17 protein-coding genes and 1 pseudogene are annotated in these 18,062 nt (G+C 70.6%); 9 read left to right on the top strand and 9 right to left on the bottom strand.

What is annotated here, in order from left to right; translation table 11 throughout:
• The first annotated feature begins 64 nt into the window (after window positions 1-64).
• The gene (locus HEB94_RS41110) at window positions 65-562 is read left to right on the top strand and encodes a DUF2231 domain-containing protein (protein ID WP_192754842.1); all 498 of its coding nucleotides are present in this window, start codon (window positions 65-67) and stop codon (window positions 560-562) included.
• A 43-nt stretch (window positions 563-605) separates the two neighbouring features.
• Here the strand turns inward: HEB94_RS41110 and rsgA are convergent, their stop codons facing one another.
• The 4 genes from rsgA to aspS all read right to left on the bottom strand — a co-directional run bounded on the left by rsgA (window position 606) and on the right by aspS (window position 5,260).
• Entirely contained in the window at window positions 606-1,628 is a 1,023-nt protein-coding gene (gene rsgA, locus HEB94_RS41105) for a ribosome small subunit-dependent GTPase A (RefSeq protein WP_192754841.1), read from the bottom strand.
• Window positions 1,625-2,917, bottom strand: a complete 1,293-nt coding sequence (gene aroA, locus HEB94_RS41100; RefSeq protein ID WP_192754840.1) for a 3-phosphoshikimate 1-carboxyvinyltransferase — start codon at window positions 2,915-2,917, stop codon at window positions 1,625-1,627. The genes rsgA and aroA overlap by 4 nt, the downstream gene beginning before the upstream one ends.
• A gap of 104 nt (window positions 2,918-3,021) precedes the next feature.
• Window positions 3,022-3,750 (bottom strand): DoxX family protein, encoded by a 729-nt coding sequence (locus HEB94_RS41095; protein WP_192754839.1) that lies wholly within the window; start codon window positions 3,748-3,750, stop codon window positions 3,022-3,024.
• Window positions 3,751-3,940: 190 nt separating this feature from the next.
• On the bottom strand, window positions 3,941-5,260 hold the full coding sequence (gene aspS / locus HEB94_RS41090; protein WP_192754838.1) for an aspartate--tRNA(Asn) ligase: 1,320 nt from the start codon (window positions 5,258-5,260) through the stop codon (window positions 3,941-3,943).
• Window positions 5,261-5,775: 515 nt separating this feature from the next.
• Between aspS and HEB94_RS41085 the strand changes: the two genes are divergently transcribed.
• The 4 genes from HEB94_RS41085 (at window position 5,776) to rsrA (ending at window position 8,524) form a co-directional block, all read left to right on the top strand.
• Window positions 5,776-6,528: an SOS response-associated peptidase family protein gene (locus tag HEB94_RS41085; protein WP_192754837.1), complete on the top strand. Its 753-nt coding sequence runs from the start codon at window positions 5,776-5,778 to the stop codon at window positions 6,526-6,528.
• A gap of 123 nt (window positions 6,529-6,651) precedes the next feature.
• On the top strand, window positions 6,652-7,287 hold the full coding sequence (locus HEB94_RS41080) for an alpha/beta hydrolase family protein (RefSeq protein WP_192754836.1): 636 nt from the start codon (window positions 6,652-6,654) through the stop codon (window positions 7,285-7,287).
• A 344-nt stretch (window positions 7,288-7,631) separates the two neighbouring features.
• Window positions 7,632-8,246 (top strand): sigma-70 family RNA polymerase sigma factor, encoded by a 615-nt coding sequence (locus HEB94_RS41075; RefSeq protein WP_192754835.1) that lies wholly within the window; start codon window positions 7,632-7,634, stop codon window positions 8,244-8,246.
• Window positions 8,243-8,524: a mycothiol system anti-sigma-R factor gene (gene rsrA / locus HEB94_RS41070; protein WP_192754834.1), complete on the top strand. Its 282-nt coding sequence runs from the start codon at window positions 8,243-8,245 to the stop codon at window positions 8,522-8,524. The genes HEB94_RS41075 and rsrA overlap by 4 nt, the downstream gene beginning before the upstream one ends.
• Window positions 8,525-8,615: 91 nt before the next feature.
• Here the strand turns inward: rsrA and HEB94_RS54970 are convergent, their stop codons facing one another.
• Window positions 8,616-8,690 carry a 50S ribosomal protein bL37 gene (locus tag HEB94_RS54970; protein WP_378079813.1) on the bottom strand — a complete coding sequence of 25 codons (75 nt, stop codon included), beginning with the start codon at window positions 8,688-8,690 and terminating at the stop codon, window positions 8,616-8,618.
• Between the two features lie 1,071 nt (window positions 8,691-9,761).
• Here HEB94_RS54970 and HEB94_RS41065 point away from each other — a divergent pair.
• From HEB94_RS41065 to HEB94_RS54965, 4 genes and pseudogenes are all read left to right on the top strand, one after another.
• Window positions 9,762-11,093, top strand: coding sequence for an HD-GYP domain-containing protein (locus HEB94_RS41065; protein WP_192754833.1), 1,332 nt, complete (start codon window positions 9,762-9,764; stop codon window positions 11,091-11,093).
• Complete coding sequence (locus HEB94_RS53945; RefSeq protein ID WP_192754832.1) at window positions 11,090-12,394, top strand: HD domain-containing phosphohydrolase; 1,305 nt, start codon at window positions 11,090-11,092, stop codon at window positions 12,392-12,394. The genes HEB94_RS41065 and HEB94_RS53945 overlap by 4 nt, the downstream gene beginning before the upstream one ends.
• Window positions 12,395-12,453: 59 nt before the next feature.
• Entirely contained in the window at window positions 12,454-12,669 is a 216-nt protein-coding gene (locus tag HEB94_RS41055; RefSeq protein ID WP_337918295.1) for a biotin/lipoyl-binding carrier protein, read from the top strand.
• A 5-nt stretch (window positions 12,670-12,674) separates the two neighbouring features.
• Window positions 12,675-13,084: pseudogene (locus HEB94_RS54965) on the top strand (thioesterase family protein).
• Between the two features lie 38 nt (window positions 13,085-13,122).
• On the opposite strand, the gene HEB94_RS41050 reads toward HEB94_RS54965, so the two are convergent.
• From HEB94_RS41050 to HEB94_RS41035, 4 genes are all read right to left on the bottom strand, one after another.
• The gene (locus HEB94_RS41050; protein ID WP_192754830.1) at window positions 13,123-14,112 is read right to left on the bottom strand and encodes a GNAT family N-acetyltransferase; all 990 of its coding nucleotides are present in this window, start codon (window positions 14,110-14,112) and stop codon (window positions 13,123-13,125) included.
• 152 nt (window positions 14,113-14,264) lie between these two features.
• Window positions 14,265-15,965, bottom strand: coding sequence for an acetolactate synthase (locus HEB94_RS41045; protein WP_192754829.1), 1,701 nt, complete (start codon window positions 15,963-15,965; stop codon window positions 14,265-14,267).
• 47 nt (window positions 15,966-16,012) lie between these two features.
• Window positions 16,013-17,674, bottom strand: coding sequence for a monocarboxylate uptake permease MctP (gene mctP, locus HEB94_RS41040; protein ID WP_192754828.1), 1,662 nt, complete (start codon window positions 17,672-17,674; stop codon window positions 16,013-16,015).
• Entirely contained in the window at window positions 17,671-17,949 is a 279-nt protein-coding gene (locus HEB94_RS41035) for a DUF3311 domain-containing protein (RefSeq protein ID WP_192754827.1), read from the bottom strand. Before HEB94_RS41035 ends, mctP begins: the two co-directional genes overlap by 4 nt.
• Window positions 17,950-18,062: the final 113 nt, after the last annotated feature.

The following is an 18,062-nucleotide window of genomic DNA, read 5'->3' as shown; positions in this document are numbered from 1 at the left end:
AACCGCCCGGGTCGCTCGTGCGTGTGGCTAGGTGACCAATGATCGAGTCGTCTTGGAGGTGGGCATGTTCGACCAGGTGTCGGGGCTGCCGGTCCATGTCCTTGTCATCCACGTGGTGGTGGTGTTCGTCCCGCTGACCGTGTTGGTGGCACTGGGTTACGCGCTCGTTCCCAGGTGGCGATGGCTTCTGCGTTGGCCGTTGGTCGTGGGATCGGTCGCATCGTGGCTGGCCGCGGTCGTAGCGCAACGCAGCGGCTACCACCTCATCACCAGGCTCGGCGGCGGAACCCCGGCCGCCCAGGCACACGAGGGTCAGGGACAGCTGCTCGGGTGGGTGCTCCTGGGCTTCTTCGTGGTGTCGGTGGCCGCGGCGTTCGCCGTCCAGGGGCCGGGTGCGCCGTCGTGGCGGGGCGAGGTGGGCCGGCGAAGCGCCGTCTCGGTCGCCCGTCCGATCCAGATCGTGGTGGTCGTGTTGCTCATCGTCGCCGCGGTCGCGGCCGGAGTCCAGGTGTTTCGCACCGGAGACTCGGGGGCGCGGGCGGTGTGGGGCTCGGCCTCCTGAGCCGCCCGCCGGCGACCGAGCCGCTTGCGTCGGGGCGCGCGGCTCAGTCGCCGGCGTGGCGTTCGCGGGAGTCCAGCAGCCGGCGGTAGGACTCGACCCGGGCCGCGTCCAGTCGACCGCCGGCGACGGCCTCGTCCAGCGCGCACTCGGGCTCGGTCCGGGCATGGGTACAGCCGCGGGGGCACTCCTCGGTGACCTCGTCCAGGTCGGGGAACGCCTTGATCAGCTGATGTGGGTCGACGTGGGCGAGTCCGAACGACCGGATGCCCGGCGTGTCGATGATCCAGCCGCCGAACGGCAGCGGAAGCATCACGGCCTGCGTCGAGGTGTGCCGGCCGCGGCCGGTCACCTCACTCACCTCGCCGATCGCCCGGTCGGCGCCGGGGATGAGGGTGTTGACCAGCGTCGACTTCCCGACGCCCGAGTGTCCGACGAGGACGCTCACCCGGTCGGCGAGCCGCTCCTGGACGAGCGGGGCGAGTTCGGTGTCGTTGCGGGTCACCACGGACGCGACACCGAGCGGGCGGTAGGTCTCGAGCAGCTCGTCCGGTGTCGCGAGGTCGGCCTTGGTGAGGCAGAGCAACGGGTCGAGGTCGGCGTCGTACGCGGCAACCAGGCATCGGTCGATCAGCCGCGGCCGGGGCGGCGGGTCGGCGAGCGCGGTGACGATCACGAGCTGGTCGGCGTTGGCGACGATCGCCCGCTCGATCGGGTCGTCGTCGTCGGCCGTACGCCGGAGCACGGTCGTACGCGGCTCGATCTCCACGATCCGGGCGAGCGTGCCGGGGTCACCGGAGACGTCGCCGACCAGGCGCACGCGGTCACCGACGATCACAGCCTTTCGGCCGAGTGGCCGGGCGCGGACGGCGATCACCGAGCGGACGTCCCCCTCGGCGCCGTCGGACTCGACCCGGCAGGTGTAGCGGCCGCGATCGCGGGTGACGACCACGCCGGTCGTGGCGTCGGTGTAGGTCGGCCGTTGCTTGGTACGTGGCCGGCTGCGGCGCGCCGGACGTGCGTAACTCTCGTGGTCGTCGACCTCGAACCGGCGGCGCGCGTCGCTCACGCAGCCGCCTCCCGGTTGAGCATGGACGTCCACATCCCGGTGAAGTCGGGAAGCGTCTTGCTCGTGGTCGCGATGTCCTCGATCCGCACACCGGGCACGACGAGCCCGAGGACGGCGCCCGCGTGGGCCATCCGGTGGTCGTGGTAGGTCCGGAAGTCGGCGCCGCGCAGCGGTCGGGGCCGGATCTCCAGCCCGTCGTCGGTCTCGCGGACGTCGCCGCCGAGTCGGTTGAGCTCGCTGGCGAGGGCGGCCAACCGGTCGGTCTCGTGACCGCGGATGTGCGCGATGCCGCGGAGGTGGGACGGCTCGGTCGCCAGGGCGGCGACGGCGGCGATCACCGGCGTCAGCTCGCTCACGTCGTGGAGGTCGAGATCGACGCCCGCGATCGTGTCGGGTCCGCGCAGCGTGAGTCCCTCGCTGTCGACCCGGACGTGGGCGCCCATCAGGCCGAAGATCTCCCGCAGCAGGTCGCCGGGCTGGCTGGTGGTCTCCGGCCAACCGAGAACCCGCACCCGCCCACCGGTCACCAGGCCGGCGGCGAGGAAGGGCGCGGCGTTGGACAGGTCGGGCTCCACCTCGGTGTCGAGTGCCCGAACGGCGCCCGGCTTCACGCGCCAGGTGTGCGGGTCGCCGTCGTCGACCTGGACGCCGCGCTCGCGCAACATGCCCACCGTCATCTCGATGTGGGGGAGGGACGGAACCGGCTTGCCGACGTGGTGCACGGTGACGCCATCGTCGTAGCGGGCGCCCGCCAGCAGCAGCGCGGAGACGAACTGGCTGGAGGAGGAGGCGTCCATCTCCACCTTGCCGCCCGGCATCGACCCGGCGCCGCGAACGGTGAACGGCAGTGCGTTGCGGCCGCCGTCGTCGATGGTGCCGCCGAGGTCGCGGAGGGCGTCGAGGATCGGGCCCATCGGGCGCTGCCGGGCACGCGGGTCGCCGTCGAAGTCGATGTCGCCCTGGGCGAGGACGGCGACCGGAGGAACGAAACGCATCACGGTGCCCGCGAGTCCGCAGTCGACGGCACCGGGACCCCGCAGCGGGCCGGGGGAGACCCGCCATCCCTCGGGCGCCTCCTCGATCCGGGTGCCGAGCGCCTGCAGGGCACCGACCATCAAGGACGTGTCGCGGGCACGGAGAGGTTCGCCGACGACCGACGGTCCGTCGGCCAGCGCGGCAAGGAGCAGGGCTCGGTTGGTGATCGACTTGGAGCCGGGAACGCGGACATCCGCGTCCACCGCGGTCGAAGCGAGCGGCGCGGGCCACAGGTCAGACGTTTGACTTCCCATCGAACGCTGAGCGTAGCCGACCGGCCGACAGGTTGCCGACGGCTCGGCGCCGGTCGGGTGTTCGGTCTGTTTCGTGGTGACCGCGCCGGGTTCCGGGCCGGTCGTCAGTGTGACAGGCCGGCCCGCTCCATGACGGGCTTCGCGGCCTTGGCGCCCTTCGCGATCACCGGCCGGGCCGCCTTGGCCGCCCGTCGGGCGTCGCGTCGGGCGGCGCGGGCGAACCGGGCCGGAGAGGATCCCTTCGCGGCGAGCCGGGCCTCGTGCCTGGCGAGCATCGCCGCCAGCTTGGCCTCCCGCTCCGCCGACTTCCGGGCCAGGCGAGCCTCCCGTCGGGCGCTGCGGCTCATGCGTCGGCCCGCCTGTCTGGCTTCCTTCGCGCCATGGCTGGCCCGCCACATGAGGCCCGGCTTGCCCTCGGTGTCCACGGCGGCGAGCAGCAGGCCACCCATCATGCAGATGTTCTTCAGAAAGTGGATCTGCTGGTTGGCCCGCTGAGCCGGGTCGTCCTCGTCCCAGAAGGGGTGGCCGGCGAGCGTGGTCGGCACCAGCGACGCCGCGAGTGCCACCGCACCGGCCCGCCGGCCCACTCCAGTGGCGAGGGCGAGCCCGCCGAGGAGGTGGACGGCGCCGTTGAGCCGGACCAGCGTGCGCGGGTCCTCGGGCACCCGGTCGGCGACGGCGGCCGGCGCGAGCCTCTTCACAGACGGGACGAACCGGTCGGTGAGTGGTTTCGCACTCGGCACGAACGCGTCGGGGTTGCGGATGGCGCGCGCACCCTGGATCACGAAGATCGCCGAGAGCATCGGACGTGCGAGCATTCTGACGAGCGTCATGTGATCTTTCATACCGCTTCTCGGCCCGTTCCGAACATTCACACCGCTTCGCGGCATGTCGCCGGACGATTCGCCGTGGCGGGCGTAGGCCGTACGAGCCGGCTCCCGGGCAGTCCGGTGGCCGGTGCGGAGGGGTCGGCGGTGCCGGGCCCGGTCGCGGGTACCACCTCGCGACCGGGCCCGACCGACGCTACGGCGCGAGCCGGTGCAGGTCCCGCGGGAAGAGCGTCACCTGGCGGATGTTCTCCACCCCGACCAGGCGGGCGGTCCAGCGTTCCAGCCCGAACGCGAACCCGCCGTGCGGCGGCATGCCGTACGCGAAGGTCTCGAGGTACGACGCGAACGGCTCGAGCGGCTGGCCGGCCGCCTCCAGGGCGGCGACGTAGTCCTCGTACCGGTGCAGCCGCTGCCCGCCGGTCACCAGTTCGAGGCCGCGGAACAGTAGGTCGAAGGAGTTCGACCAGCGTGGGTCGTCGGGCTGTGGATGGGTGTAGAACGGCCGCTTCACCATCGGGTAGCCCGTCACGAACACGAAGTCGCTGCCGTGCTCGCGCAGTGCCCACTCGCCGATCGCGCGCTCGTGCGCGGGGGCGAGGTCCGGTTCGTCCGGTGAGGCTCCGACCAGCCGCAGCGCCTCGGAGAAGTGCAGCGACGGGATCTCCGCGGGCAGCTTCGGCAGGGTCAGGTCGAGACGCTCGACGGCGCCTGCGGCGCGTTCCCGGACGGCGTCCAGCATGCCGGCCACCACCCGTGCCACCATGGCCATCACGTCCCGGTGGTCGCGGACGAAGCCGAGCTCGCCGTCGAGGGAGACGTACTCCGCGAGGTGTCGCACCGTGTCGTGCGGCTCGGCCCGGAACACCGGTCCGACCTCGAAGACCCGCTCGAACACGCCGACCATCGTCTGCTTGTAGAACTGCGGCGACTGGGCGAGGTAGGCGGGCCCGCCGAAGTAGTCGAGCTTGAAGACGTTGGCACCGCTCTCGGTCACCGAGCCCACGATCTTCGGGGTCTGGATCTCGGTGAAGTCGAGTCCGCCGAGCGTGTCACGGAAACCCGCCACCGACGCGGCGGCCAGTTCGAACGGCGCCCGCAGCAGCGGGTGCCGCAGCGTGACCGGCGCGTGGTCCAGCAGCGTCGGCAAGCCGGCGTTGACGGCCGGGCGCCAGAGTTCGACCGGCGGTGTTCTCGCCGGTTCGGTCAACAGGTGGAAGGTCGGGTCGACGACCTCGACTCCTCCGGGTGTCTGCGGGTTGGCCACGGCCTTCCCGGTCACCTCGACGACGGTCTCCTCGCCGATCTCCTCGACCTGGGTCAGGGCCCGCGGTTCGCGGACGACGACCTGGGCCAGACCACTGCGGTCACGGAGTACGACGAACGTGACGGACGCGAGGCGCCGGCGGCGGTGGACCCAGCCCGCGAGCCGCACGTCGTCACCGGCTCGGGACGGGAGCTCGGCGGCGAGGGTACGGGTACCTGACTGCGCGATGGGCAGGACAGGCTGCTGCATGGTGGTCACCTCCCACGGGTGTCGGGACTCCAGGGGTGTCCCTGGCATCCCTGCCTGGTTGCGTCCCCTGGGGTGTGGGCGAGGGGGACTCGCGGTGCCACCACACCTTCGCCGTCGTCCCCCGAAGGAGACGACGACCTCGTTCGGGCCCGTTGACGGGGGCCGGGCGGCGGAGCTTACTGGGCCACCCGGACGGGGGTGGCCGTTCCTCTCCGCGGCTCGGGAGGGTCTTCGCGTCGGGGTCCGGACGCCGCCATCTCAGCTACCGGTCGGCTCTCTGTGCTCCGGTCGAACCCGCGCTACTTGTCTCCGTCGTCGCCGTTGCCGTTCAGCGTAGCGGCCAGGGGGGCCAACGGCCGACCGGGTTTTCGCGTCCAGGTGTTTGGCACTGTCGGCGGTCGCCGAAAGAATGGGAGCCGCGCCCGGACGGGCGCCGCTCCGCTTCGGCGGGTGCCCGACCTTTCCTCGGACCCCGCCCGAGCACGTTCAGCCGTCGACACGGGAGAGTGGTCGGTGTGTGCGGGAGATATTCGCTGAGTCGTGACCCGGAGGACCTCGCCCGGGAGTTCGAGGTCGCGCGGGTCGACGTCCGCGAGAAGCTCGCCGACTTCAACGTCGCGCCGACCAGGCAGGTCGCGGCCGTCCTCGACCGGCCGCCCTCCGACGACGAGGAGGCCGAGCCGCAGCGTCGGCTCACCCTGGTCCGCTGGGGCCTCATCCCGTCCTGGGCGAAGGACGCCAAGATCGGCAACCGGCTGATCAACGCCCGGTTGGAGACCGCCGCCGAGAAGCCGGCCTTCCGGCGCGCGTTCGCCCGGCGGCGCTGCCTGATCCCGGCCGACGGCTACTACGAGTGGTACGGCGAGCAGAAGGGCAAGAAGCAGCCGTTCTTCATCCACCCGAGCGACGGCGGCATCCTCGCCATGGCGGGTCTCTACGAGATCTGGCGGGACCCCTCCAAGGAGGAGGACGACCCCGACCGGCTGGTGTGGACGTGCACGGTGCTGACGACCACGGCGGAGGACAACGTCGGCCGGATCCACGACCGGATGCCGCTGCTCGTCGAGCCCGCTCAGTACTCCACCTGGCTCGACCCGCGGCTGGACGACGCGACGAAGCTGCGGTCGGTGCTGGTGCCCGCGGCGCCGGGCCGGCTGGACGCCTATCCCGTTTCGACGGCGGTCAACAACGTGCGCAACAACGGCCCCGAACTCCGCGAGCCCCTGCCCGCGGAGGAGGTCGACGAGCAGGCCGGCGGCCTGTTCTAGGTCGTGCCCGTGTCGCGCAGTCGGCGCCAGGTCGGCGCCGGGTCCCTTCCACGTCCCGCCCGGTCCGGGCCTTCTGGTCGGTGTCCGGGCCGGACGGGCGGATTCTCTGCGACGATCATCCTCATGACGGGGACCAAGCGGCTGGTCGAGACTCCTGAGGGCACGGCGCGGCTGATCTACAACCGGGCGCGTCGCACCTCGGCGACGCTCGTCCTCGGCCACGGCGCGGGTGGGGGCCCAGAGGCACGAGACCTCGAGATGGTCGCGGCCACCCTCCCGGCCTACGACGTCACGGTGATCCGCGTCGAGCAGCCCTGGCGGCTGGCCGGCCGCCGGATCGCGCCGGCGCCCGACACGCTGGACCGGGCCTGGATCGCCGCGATGAACTCCCTGCGCACCAGGACGCCGCTGGTCGTCGGCGGCCGCAGCGCCGGCGCCCGCGTCGCCTGTCGTACGGCACGGCGCGTCGGGGCCGTCGGCTGCGTCGCCCTCGCGTTCCCGCTGCATCCGCCCGGGCGCCCGGAGAAGTCCCGTGTCGAGGAGCTCCTCGGCTCCGGAGTGCCGACCCTCGTCGTCCAGGGCGAGCGGGACGCGTTCGGCCGACCGGAGGAGCTGCCGGACGGGCCGGACGTCGCGGTCGTCCCAGGCGCCGACCACGAGTTCCGCGTCGCCCGTTCGGCGCCGGTCAGCCAGGAGGACGCGCTCATGGTGCTCGTCGAGGCGATCGCCGAGTGGATCGCCCGGAGGGTCGGCGTCTGAGGGCTGCCGGGGCGGCGTGGCCGACCTGGGTGACCCGGCCGACCTGGCTGACCGGCCGACCTGGCTGACCGGCCGACCTGGCCGACGTGGACGAACCCGGCCCATGGGGGTTTCGTCCTCTTTCCGAGCAAGAACCCGGGCAGATCATCGTCGGCCCGGGAATCTCGTGGTGGCCCCGCGTGTTGTGGCATTCGGAGCGCCGGGCGAAGGTCGGACGGCGCTGCGAAGGAGGCTTTGTGGTTGCTGCCTGCCAGTCTCGGCCGAACTCGGCCGACGTCACGACGACCTGGCGAGAGTGGACGCCCGCGCACGCGCCGGCGACGGTAGAGCTATCCTCGCGGGCGATGACAGCTGTCGCCAATGCCGAAACACCGGAGGAGCGGAGCGCCCGTTTCGAGCGGGATGCGCTGCCGTTCCTCGACCAGCTGTACAACGCTGCCCTCCGAATGACGCGAAACCCGGCGGATGCGGACGATCTGGTCCAGGAGACCTTCGCCAAGGCGTACTCCTCGTTCCACCAGTTCAGCGAGGGCACCAACCTCAAGGCCTGGCTCTACCGCATTCTGACCAACACGTTCATCAACAGCTACCGCAAGCGTCAGCGGGAGCCGCAACGTGCCGCGACCGAGGAGATCGAGGACTGGCAGATCGCCCGGGCCGAGTCGCACACCTCGGCGGGCCTGAAGTCGGCCGAGGCCGAGGCGCTGGAGCACCTCCCCGACTCCGATGTCAAGGAAGCGCTGCAGCAGGTGCCCGACGACTTCCGGATGGCTGTCTACCTCGCCGACGTCGAGGGCTTCTCCTACAAGGAGATCGCCGAGATCATGGGCACCCCCATCGGCACGGTGATGTCGCGGCTGCACCGGGGCAGGCGCCAACTGCGTGAACTCCTCGAGGACTACGCCCGGGGACGCGGACTCGTCCCGACGGGCAGCCCGAAGGGTGGCGAGGACGCATGAGCTGCGGGAAGCCGCACGAGGTCGACTGCTCGGACATTCTCGAGCGGGTCTTCCTCTTCCTCGACCGGGAGATGGACGACGCTGACTGTTCGAAGATTCAGCATCATCTCGACGAGTGCGCACCGTGCTTGCAGAAGTACGACCTCGAGGGCCTGGTGAAGTCCCTCGTCGCGCGATCGTGTGGCTGCGACAAACCGCCGAGCGACCTTCGGGCCAAGGTTCTGACCCGTATCCGCGAGGTGCACGTCGAGCTCTCCGAGGAGAAGTCAGGCAGCTGAGCCCGCAGCGCCCACCGGGCGGCCGAGCACCCAGACACCAACGGACCCCACGCCAGCTGGCGTGGGGTCCGTTTCGTTTCTACCGCGTCGCTCAGGTGTTGGGGCGCTTGCCGTGGTTGGCGGCCTTCTTGCGCCGGGCCCGACGTCGCCGTCCGTTCTTCGCCATCACTTCACCTTCTCGTGTTGTCTCCGCAGTCTGCGCGCTCCGAATTTTCCGCTCGCCAGGCCGTCCGTTGTGGTCAACTTGCACTTCAACGGACTCGCCGTGGGTGCGGTCAGTGCGCCGCGGGCATCTTCGCACGAAGGTCTCGCGAGGTCCGCAACGGCGTCCGACGAAGGCAAGGCCGGGTTGTCGCAGTCAAAAAAGGGGTAACTCTGCGTATGAATTTTCCGACGCAGTTCGCTGCCTCCGCCGTGAGATCGCCGGAGATTCCTACGGAACGTGATCACGTCTTCCGGGGTGCTCGCGCGATCGTACGCGCTCCCGCCACCTACCGCTCAACTTGTCGCAGAACGCCGTTCGGCATGGGCAGAGACACGCTCAGTATCGGGTTCACGTTCAGTAATCGAAGGCATGGCGATCTGTCTGATTCTCGGTCTGACCACGTGGACCCAAAGTCACCATCTCAGGCGTAGCCCGCCGCACTTTGGTCGTTTTCCGCCCGGAAGAGGCGGACATGCGAAGATCACTGAAAGTCATGGTCACGGAGCGAAGTCGCCCGTTCTGGCATGGGTTGACCTGGTGGATCTTTACCCGTTGACTCTTCACCAGCCGGTCACGCGATGGCGGAAACCGCGGGATCGAAACGCGTTTTGGTGGTTCGCTGTAAGCGGTGCGTGTTCACGCTTGCGGGCGAGATGTAGCTCTCCGTGTCGGTGTCGGTCGCCGGCGCGCCGACCCGATCCCCTCACCTCAGACACAGGAGGAGGACAGGCTATGAACGGCGTTCGCAAGTGCACGCTGGTCGCCAAGCGTGGCGGCTGGGACTGGGGCTGAGTGACGACTGACCGGCGAGCTTCGCCGGTCCGGTTCGAGCGGGTGCCGCCGTAGCAGACAAGTGACGCGCATGTGTACGGCATAGCGGGGAGAGCATCGCGCGACGAAGGAGACAGCGGAGGTGTGACGAGCCCGTCCCGACGACGCCACCGCGACGTGAAAGCGTTCTGGGACAGGGGATGATCGGACCGCCTGTGGCGGCTAAGCTCTTCGCGAGCCGGTCAGGAAGAGTGGTCATCCATGCCGAGTCGTGCCACCCGGGTCTACGTCATTGGGCTGTGTGTGGTGGCCGCTTCGCTCTCGGCCTGGTCACTGGCGAGCGTTCCACGCCCGGTCGACCTCATCTTCTTCGCTGGTCTCGTGCTGCTGACCGAGCAGTTCAAGGCTCGGCTCGGCCGCAACGTCCTTGTGTCGCTGACCTCCGTCGTGGCGGTCGCGACTTACCCGGTCCTCGGCATGTGGGGTGCCCCCGCTCTCATCGGGGCGCTCTTCACCAAGAGGCGCGCCTACTCCTTCGACAAGCGGGCCTACAACGTCGCCCAGGGCGTCGTGTGCACGTTCATCGGCGGGGCGGTCTACGTCGCGCTCGGCGGTGAGGTCGGCACGCTGGCCCGCGACTCCTTCCCCTACATACTCGTCCCGGTCACGGCGGCGATCATCGCCTGGCACATCTCCAACGCCGTGCTGATCAGCGGCGTGCTCTGGCTGGACGGCGGCGGCAGTCCGCTGCGCACGATGAAAGCCAACTTCGTCGAGGTGTTCCTCTCCTTCCTCGGCTACTCCTACCTCGGCCTTCTGCTCGCGGTGTTGTGGCTCGGCCAGCTCGGTCCGATGGCCGGGCTGCTCGTCCTCGCACCCCTGCTCGTCGCGCGGTGGGCCTTCGCCCAGTACGCCGCCGAGCAGAAGGCACACCAGTCGACGCTGCAGGCGCTCGCGCAGGCGATCGAGACCAAGGACCTCTACACCAGGGGCCACGGAGAACGCGTGAGCAAGGCCGCCCGCATGCTCGGCCAGCAGATGGGCTGGGACGGCGACCGGCTCGAGGCGGTGGCCGAGGCGGGTCTGCTCCACGACGTCGGCAAGATCGGCGTACCGACCAGGGTCCTGCAAAAGGACGGTCGGCTCACCGAGGACGAGTTCGAGTCCATCAAGCTGCACCCGCTGCACGGGGTCGAGGTGGTGGGCGACATCGCCTTCCTCGAGGACGCCCGGGCCGGCATCATGCACCACCACGAGCGCTACGACGGGACGGGCTACCCGTCCGGCCTGCGCGCCACCGACATCCCGGTCTTCGCCCGCGTGCTGTCCATCTCCGACGCGTTCGACTGCATGACCAGCGTGCGCTCCTACCGTGCCGCTCGCCCGGTCGACGAGGCGGTCGAGGAGCTGGTGCGGTGCCGCGGCACCCACTTCGACCCTGAGCTGGTTGACCTCTTCGTCGCCGCCGTACGCCGTGACGGCTGGCAGGCCGCGCCGGTCCAGACCGTTCCGGCCGTCGGCGTGACCGGTGCGTTCGACCACGACGATCCGGCGCACCCGCCGCAGGTCGAGGGTTCCGAGGCGACCCCGTGAGCGGGCCATCGCTGCTGCCGTACCGCTCGCATCCAAGGCTCGACGGGGCGGTGGTGCTCGCCGCCTGTGCGGGCATCCTGGTCGTCGTCGCGGTCACTCAGACCGCCGTCCGCGGTGTGTCGGCCGCGAGTGTGGCCGGTGTGTTCGCGTGCGTCATCGCGGTCGGGGAGATGGTGCGCCTGCGGCTTCCCGACGACCGCGTCCAGGCGCCGATCGGGTTGGCGGCGGCGCTCGGCTACGCACTCCTCAGCCATCTGCTGACCGAGGGCCGCGCGTCCCACTCGATCCTGCAGACGGTCGCGGTGACCTCCGGCGGAATGCTGGCCGGTGCGTTGCCGCACACACTCGCGGGCCGCCCCTCCGAACTCGACGGCATCGCCCGCCGGGTGCTGGTGGTGGCCGGCGTGGCGCTCATCTTCCGGCCGTTGGTCCTCGACGACCAGGTGTTCGCGTCCCTCGACGACCACACGCCGTCCTACTTCGTCTTCCTGACGATCCTCGCCGCCATCGTGGCCTGGCCACTCGAGGCACTGCTCGCGGCCGGAGTCCAGGCGAGCCAACAGTGGGGACCGTTCCGAGCCCTGTTGCGAAACGAGCTCGCGGCGTTCTTCGGGATCGGCGCCGCGATCGCCTCGACCGGCGTCCTGATCCCGCTGGCGATCTGGGAGGTCGGGCTCTGGGCCCTGCCCCTGGTGACCATCCCGCTGCTCCTCGCCCAGCTCGCCTACCGTCGGTACGCCGGGATCCGGCGGATGCAGGTCCAGACCATCCGCGCGCTGTCCCGATCGACCGAGGTCGGCGGCTACACCGAGACCGGCCACGCGCGCCGCGTCACCGAACTCGCGCTCGCCATCGGACGCGACCTCGGCCTGCCCGAGCGCCGGCTGCGGGTGCTGCAGTACGCCGCGCTCATGCACGATCTCGGCCAGCTCTCGCTCACTGACCCGATCCCGGGCGGCGCGACCGTGCTCGTGACCCCGGAGGAACGCCGCCGCATCGCCGCGTTCGGAGCCGAGGTCGTACGCCAGGCGAGCGTGCTCGAGGGGGTCGCCGCGGTCGTGGAGGCACAGGCGGAGCCTTACCGCAGGCCACATCTGCCCGATGACCCGAACGTCCCGCAGGAGAGCCGGATCATCAAGGTCGTGAACGCCTACGACGACATGGTGGGCCGCGCCACGAGCGAGGACGCGCGGCTCGAGGCGCTGGAAGGGCTCCGGCTCGGCATGGCCTACGAGTACGATCCGCGGGTGGTCGCATCGCTGGCTCGGGTACTCGACCGGGTGACGCCGACGCCCCGCTGAGTGTGCGCCGACCCGACCCGGCGTGATTGGATGGCGGGCGGTCCATGGAGGGAGAAGTAGTGGCCGAGCAGGTCCGGGCGGAGATGGTGGCCAACGTCTTCGAAATCGCTGTACAGTCCGGCGACACCGTGCAGGCGGGGCAGATGCTGCTCGTCCTCGAGTCGATGAAGATGGAGATTCCCGTCCTCGCCGAAAATGCGGGCCGCGTCCGCGAGGTGACGGTGAAGCCCGGCGAGGTCGTGCAGGAGGGCGACCTCCTCGTCGTTCTCGACTGACCGCGATGGCGCCGAGCCTCGCTCCCGGACTCCGGGCACACCTCGACCAGACCGTTCGTGACACCGACACCGCGCTCGCTCTCAACAGCGGCGACGTCACCGTACTCGCCACACCTCGGCTGCTCGCCTGGGCCGAGGAGGCGACCTGCCGCGCGCTCGCTCCCGCCCTCGACGCCGGGATGACCTCTGTGGGCGTCCACTGGAGCTCGACCACCTCGCACCCTCACCGATCGGTGCGCACGTCCGGGTCGAGGCGGAGCTGGTCGGTGTCGAGGACCGGACGCTGGAGTTCGTGGTGCGCGCCATCCACTCCGCCGACGGGCGGGAGGTGGCCCGCGGCCGCGTGGTTCGGTCGACCGTCGACCGCGAGCGCTTCCTGGCCCGCGCCGCCGGGCCGTCGCGGCCTCCCGGCTAGCGCATCGTTTCCTGACGGCCCGGCCTCGGGCCGGTTCGCTAGACCTCGCGGGCGTAGGCGAGCAGGGCGACGTCGGGCTCGGGAACCCAGTCACGCTCGGGGTCGCGCACGAACCCGAGCCGTTCGTACAGCCGGTGCGCGGTGTGCATCTTCGTGGAGGTCGACAGCACAACGCCCCGCAGGCCGCCGGCGTGGGCACGTCGCAGCACGGTTCGCACCAGTGCCTCCCCGACGCCGCGCCCGCGTGCGTTCGAGGCCACTCCCAGCATCCGGAACTCACCCTCGTCCGGCCGGGCGACCTCGCTGTAGGGCGAGCCAGGTGGGCAGTAGGTGGCGGTCCCGAGCAACCGGCCGGCGACGTGGTCGGCGGCAACCAGGAGTTCGGCGTCGATGGCGCGCCGCTTGCCGTCGGCGAGCCGTCCGGCGTAGCTGTCGGTCGCGTTGACCAGGCCGTCGCCGACGTAGGCCTCGACGGTGATCCGGCCGGCCTCGTCGTACTCCTCCGGCTCGGCGGTCCGGACCGTCGGACCCGGCGCGATCCCCAGCGTGAAGGCTCGCAGCATGCCTCCGGACCGGGCCTCCTCGTCTCGCTCGGGGGCCCGGGTGAACCCGCACCTGGCATACAGCCGGTGCGCGTCCCGCATCGCGTCGGTGGTGTGCAGCCCCATCGCGGTGATGCCGGCCAGCCGGGTCCGCGCGACGCACTCGCCGAGGAGGGCGGCGCCGACGCCACGACCGCGGGCGCGGGGGTGGACGGCGAGCATCCGCAGGGTGGCCTCGCCCTCCTGCGTCGCCGAGGTCCACAGGGTGCCGGGCAGGACGACCGTCGCGGTGCCGAGCAGCGTGCCGGTGTCGGGATCGAGCGCCACCACGACGTCGGTGGCCGGGTCCTGCGCGCGGGCGGCGGTGTCTTCGAGGGCGGGGAGATAGCCGGGGCGGACCAGATCCTCGCCGCCGTAGACGTCGTGGAGGAGCCGGGCGATGTCGGCGTACTCCGCTGGTCGGGCATCGCGCAGAAGCGTGGTCACCGGCTCTTTATACGTGCAGACTCCGACATCGGACGCCCTGGGGGACAGGATCACCGAAACAATCCGAATCGTCGCGGAACGTTCGCGACGTGGCTCGCCCCGGCACCGATGGGCCCGGCACCACCGGGATCCGGTTCAGACGCGCGGTCGGTTCAGACGCCGAAGGTGGAACGCGGATAGGGGATCTCGGGGTCGGTGAGGACGTTGACGAGATAGGGCACCTGGGCGTCGAACGCTCTGCGCAGGGCGGGGCCGATCGCCTCGGGACGGCGTACGACCTCACCGGCGCCACCGAGCGCACGCACGATCTCGTCGTAGGGCGTACCCGGCCGCAGGTCGGCCGCCACGTCGTAGCCGTAGAGCATGCGCATCGGATGCTTCTCCAGGCCCCAGCAGCCGTTGTTGCCGACGACCATGACCACCGGCAGGCGGTGCCGGACCAGGGTGTCGACGTCGAGCAGGGACATCCCCGCCGCGCCGTCGCCGAGCAACAGGACGACCTGCGCGGACGGGCGGACCAGGCGGGCACCGATCGCCGCACCGAGTCCGGCGCCCAGGCAACCGAACGGACCGGGGTCGAGCCAACAGCCGGGCTGTGCTGGTTCGACGTACTTTCCCGCGAACGACACGAAGTCGCCGCCATCCCCGATCACGACCGCGTCGTCGGCCAGGAGCGGGAGCAACTCGCCGTAGATCCGGGCCGGATGGATCGGGTCGGTGTCGGCGCCGAGCACGGCGGCCGCACCCGCCGACGCCACTTGCGTCGCCTCGCGCAGGTCGCCCGCCCACTCCGACCAGCGCGGGCGGCGGAGCAGCTGCTCCCAGGCCAACGCGAGGGCGGCGAGGCTGACCCGGAGGTCACCCGCCACGGAGAGCTCGACCGGGACGTGCTGGGCGACCTGCTCCGGTGCGTCCACCACGTGCACGACCTTGGCCACGGGCGCGCCGTCCTTGCCGCCGAAGACGCCGTATCCCAGCCGGAAGTCGAGCGGGGCGCCGACGACGACCGCCACATCGCACCGGCCGAACGCCATCGCGCGTGCCCTGGAGACGAGCAGGGGATGGCCCGCGGGCAGGACGCCGCGGCCCATGCCGTTGGTCACCACCGGGATCGCGAGCTCCTCGGCGAGTGCGCGCGCGGCGACCTCGGCTCCGTCGAGCCAGACGTCGGATCCCAACACCAGAACGGGGCGTTCGGCCGTGGCGAGCAGAGCCGCGATGTCGGCGACCGCGTCCGCGTCCGGCTGCTCGATGACCGACCGAGCGACCTCGGGAATCACCGACGTGGCCCGGCTGTAGAGCTGGTCCATCGCGACATCGAGGAAGACGGGTCCACGGTGGCGCGCGCCGGCGAGTCGGAAAGCGTCGTCCACCGCGGGCGCGATGTCGTCGACCGTGCCGACGGTCCTGGCCAGCTTGGTGATCGGCGCGAGCAGCGGCGGATGGTCCAACTCCTGCAGGCTTCCCGCGCCGAAGCGGTGGGTCGGCGCGCGACCACCGAGCAGGACGAGCGGCGAGCCGGCGAGGCGCGCCTGGGTCACCGCGCTCACGGCGTTGGTGACGCCCGGACCCGCGGTCACGACGGCGAGGCCGGGAGTGCGGGTGAGCTTGCCGACCGCCTCGGCCGCGAACACCGCGGTCGGCTCGTTGCGGACGTCGAGGAGTCGCAGCGGCGGCGGCTCAGGACGCTCCCGGCCGCCGACCGCCGCGTCGTACAACGGAAACACGTGGGCACCGGACAGGGTGAACATCGTGGTGACGCCGTGCGCCCGGGCCACGGCGACAGCGAGGTCGCCGCCGTGGCCCTCGAGAAGCGCGGAGTCGTCGGCTTCGGTCCGCTCGATCCCGGTCATCTCCGCAACCTACCGCGCGGTATGCCGTGATGCCGGTGGATCGAGAGCTACGCCTCCGCCGCGGCTCCGGCCTTGCCCGCGGCCCCGGGCGTCGCGACGTCGCGGACCCCCGGCTCACCCGCGTCGGCGTGGTAGTCGTCGGGGGAGGTCTCGTCGTGGCCTTCGGCCACCTTGAACGCGCGGAAGACGAGCGTGAGGACGACCGTCACGACGACGTTGAGAACCCAGGCGGTGAAGGCGACGTAGCCCTTCTCACCCAGCAACGGGATCGCGGCCGTCGAACCGCCGAAGTGCTGTGCGCCAGAGGCGGGGTTGGGAATGTTGTAGGCGGTCCAGGTGCCGTAGATCATGCCGACCGCCCAGCCGGCGAAGAGCGCCCACCGGTGGAACCATCGTGTGTAGAGCCCGAAGACGATGGCGGGGAAGGTCTGCAGGATCCAGATACCGCCCAGCAGCTGGAGGTTGATGGCGTAGCTCTTGTCCAACCCGAGGACGAACAGTAGCGCGCCGAACTTCACCAGCAGGGACACCACCTTGCTCTGCTTGGCCTCATCGGCATGGCTCGCCCCGGGCCGCAGAAACGCTTTGTAGACATTGCGGCTCCACAGGTTGGCGGCCGCGATCGACATGATGGCCGCCGGCACGAGTGCCCCGATGGCGACCGCGGCGAACGCGACGCCGGCGAACCAGCTCGGGAACATCGTCTCGAACAGCAGCGGGATCGACAGCTGGGCGTTCGGCTTGCCGTTGAGGCCGACGGGGTTCACACCCACCGCGATCGCCATGAATCCCAGCAGCGCCAACAGGGCGAGCAGGAAGGAGTAGGCCGGCAGGATCGCGGCGTTGCGGCGAGGGACCGAGCGGTTCTTCGAGGAGAGGACGGCGGTGATGGCGTGCGGATACATGAACAACGCCATTGCCGATCCCAGCGCGAGGGTGGCGTAGGGCCAGGCCTGGCCGACGCCGGCGAAGGAGAAGTCCGCCGGGTTGCCGGCCGCGCCGTCCAGCGCGGTGAGCTTCTTCTCAGCGGCGTCGAAGATGCCGGTCCAGCCGCCGAGCTTGGTCGGGATGTAGATGATCGCGACGGCGATGACGAGATAGATCAAGGCGTCCTTGACGAACGCGATCAGAGCCGGCGCCCGCAGGCCGGAGGAGTAGGTGTAGGCGGCGAGGATCGCGAAGGCGAGGAACAGCGGCGCGTCGGCGACGAGGATGTTGCTCGATCCGCCGAGTCCCATCACCTCGAAGACTGCCTGGATTCCGACGAGCTGCAAGGCGATGTAGGGCATCGTCGCGAGAATGCCGGTCAGTGCGATGGCGAGCGCGAGGGCGCGCGAGCCGAAGCGTCCCCGTACGAAGTCGGCCGGGGTGACGTAGCCCCGCCGGTGCGAGACCGACCACAGCCGGGGGAGGAACAAGAACACCAGCGGGTACACGATGATGGTGTAGGGAACGGCGAAGAATCCCTGTGCTCCCGAGGCGAACAGCACCGCCGGGACGGCGATGAACGTGTAGGCGGTGTAGAGGTCACCGCCGAGCAGGAACCACGTCACCCAGGTACCGAACCGCCGGCCACCAAGGCCCCACTCGTCCAGGCTCGCGAGTGAGGAGCCCCTGCTCCAGCGCGCGGCCTTGAATCCGAGAACGGTGACCGCGGCGAAGAGGACGAGAACGACGACGAGCGCGATGGTGTCAACGTCGTCTTTCATCGCGATCCCCTTTCGGTGTGGCGGACCGGGGCCGTGGTGGCGTACTTCCGCTTCTCCCTGCGGACGAGGAAGTACGCGCCGCTGGTGCACGCGGCGGACAGGAAGATCCAGAGGATCTGGTACCAGTAGAAGAACGGAAATCCGCCGAGGCGAGGCTCGACGCGGGCGTAGGACGAGGCCCACATCATCGCCACGAACGGCGCGGCGAGCAGGATCCCGACCAGCACCCGGCTGGGTGTGACTAGTGGCGCGGACGTGCGCACGTGTGGAGCCATCTTGACTACCTCCGCGGTAGATGAGCCGCGAAGAGATTAGTGCCGGACGGGGTCGAGGAAAAGGGGCGTGGCCGGGTCGGCCTTGTTTCGCTCGCGTCCTAGGTGTCGCGGCG

The sequence above is a fragment of the Actinopolymorpha pittospori genome, assembly GCF_014873875.1.
Classification (GTDB): Bacteria; Actinomycetota; Actinomycetes; order Propionibacteriales; family Actinopolymorphaceae; genus Actinopolymorpha; species Actinopolymorpha pittospori.
The sequence above is the reverse complement of the archived record's forward strand: the minus strand, read 5'-3'. Positions and strand labels throughout refer to the sequence as shown.

Bases quoted from the DNA above. Each gene is read 5' to 3' on its own strand.
- HEB94_RS41110 (WP_192754842.1), top strand. From the start codon at position 65: ATGTTCGACCAGGTGTCGGGGCTGCCGGTCCATGTCCTTGTCATCCAC.
- aroA (WP_192754840.1), bottom strand. From the start codon at position 2,917: ATGGGAAGTCAAACGTCTGACCTGTGGCCCGCGCCGCTCGCTTCGACC.
- HEB94_RS41095 (WP_192754839.1), bottom strand. From the start codon at position 3,750: ATGACGCTCGTCAGAATGCTCGCACGTCCGATGCTCTCGGCGATCTTC.
- aspS (WP_192754838.1), bottom strand. From the start codon at position 5,260: ATGCAGCAGCCTGTCCTGCCCATCGCGCAGTCAGGTACCCGTACCCTC.
- HEB94_RS41080 (WP_192754836.1), top strand. From the start codon at position 6,652: ATGACGGGGACCAAGCGGCTGGTCGAGACTCCTGAGGGCACGGCGCGG.
- HEB94_RS41075 (WP_192754835.1), top strand. From the start codon at position 7,632: ATGACAGCTGTCGCCAATGCCGAAACACCGGAGGAGCGGAGCGCCCGT.
- rsrA (WP_192754834.1), top strand. From the start codon at position 8,243: ATGAGCTGCGGGAAGCCGCACGAGGTCGACTGCTCGGACATTCTCGAG.
- HEB94_RS41065 (WP_192754833.1), top strand. From the start codon at position 9,762: ATGCCGAGTCGTGCCACCCGGGTCTACGTCATTGGGCTGTGTGTGGTG.
- HEB94_RS41045 (WP_192754829.1), bottom strand. From the start codon at position 15,965: ATGACCGGGATCGAGCGGACCGAAGCCGACGACTCCGCGCTTCTCGAG.
- mctP (WP_192754828.1), bottom strand. From the start codon at position 17,674: ATGAAAGACGACGTTGACACCATCGCGCTCGTCGTCGTTCTCGTCCTC.
- HEB94_RS41035 (WP_192754827.1), bottom strand. From the start codon at position 17,949: ATGGCTCCACACGTGCGCACGTCCGCGCCACTAGTCACACCCAGCCGG.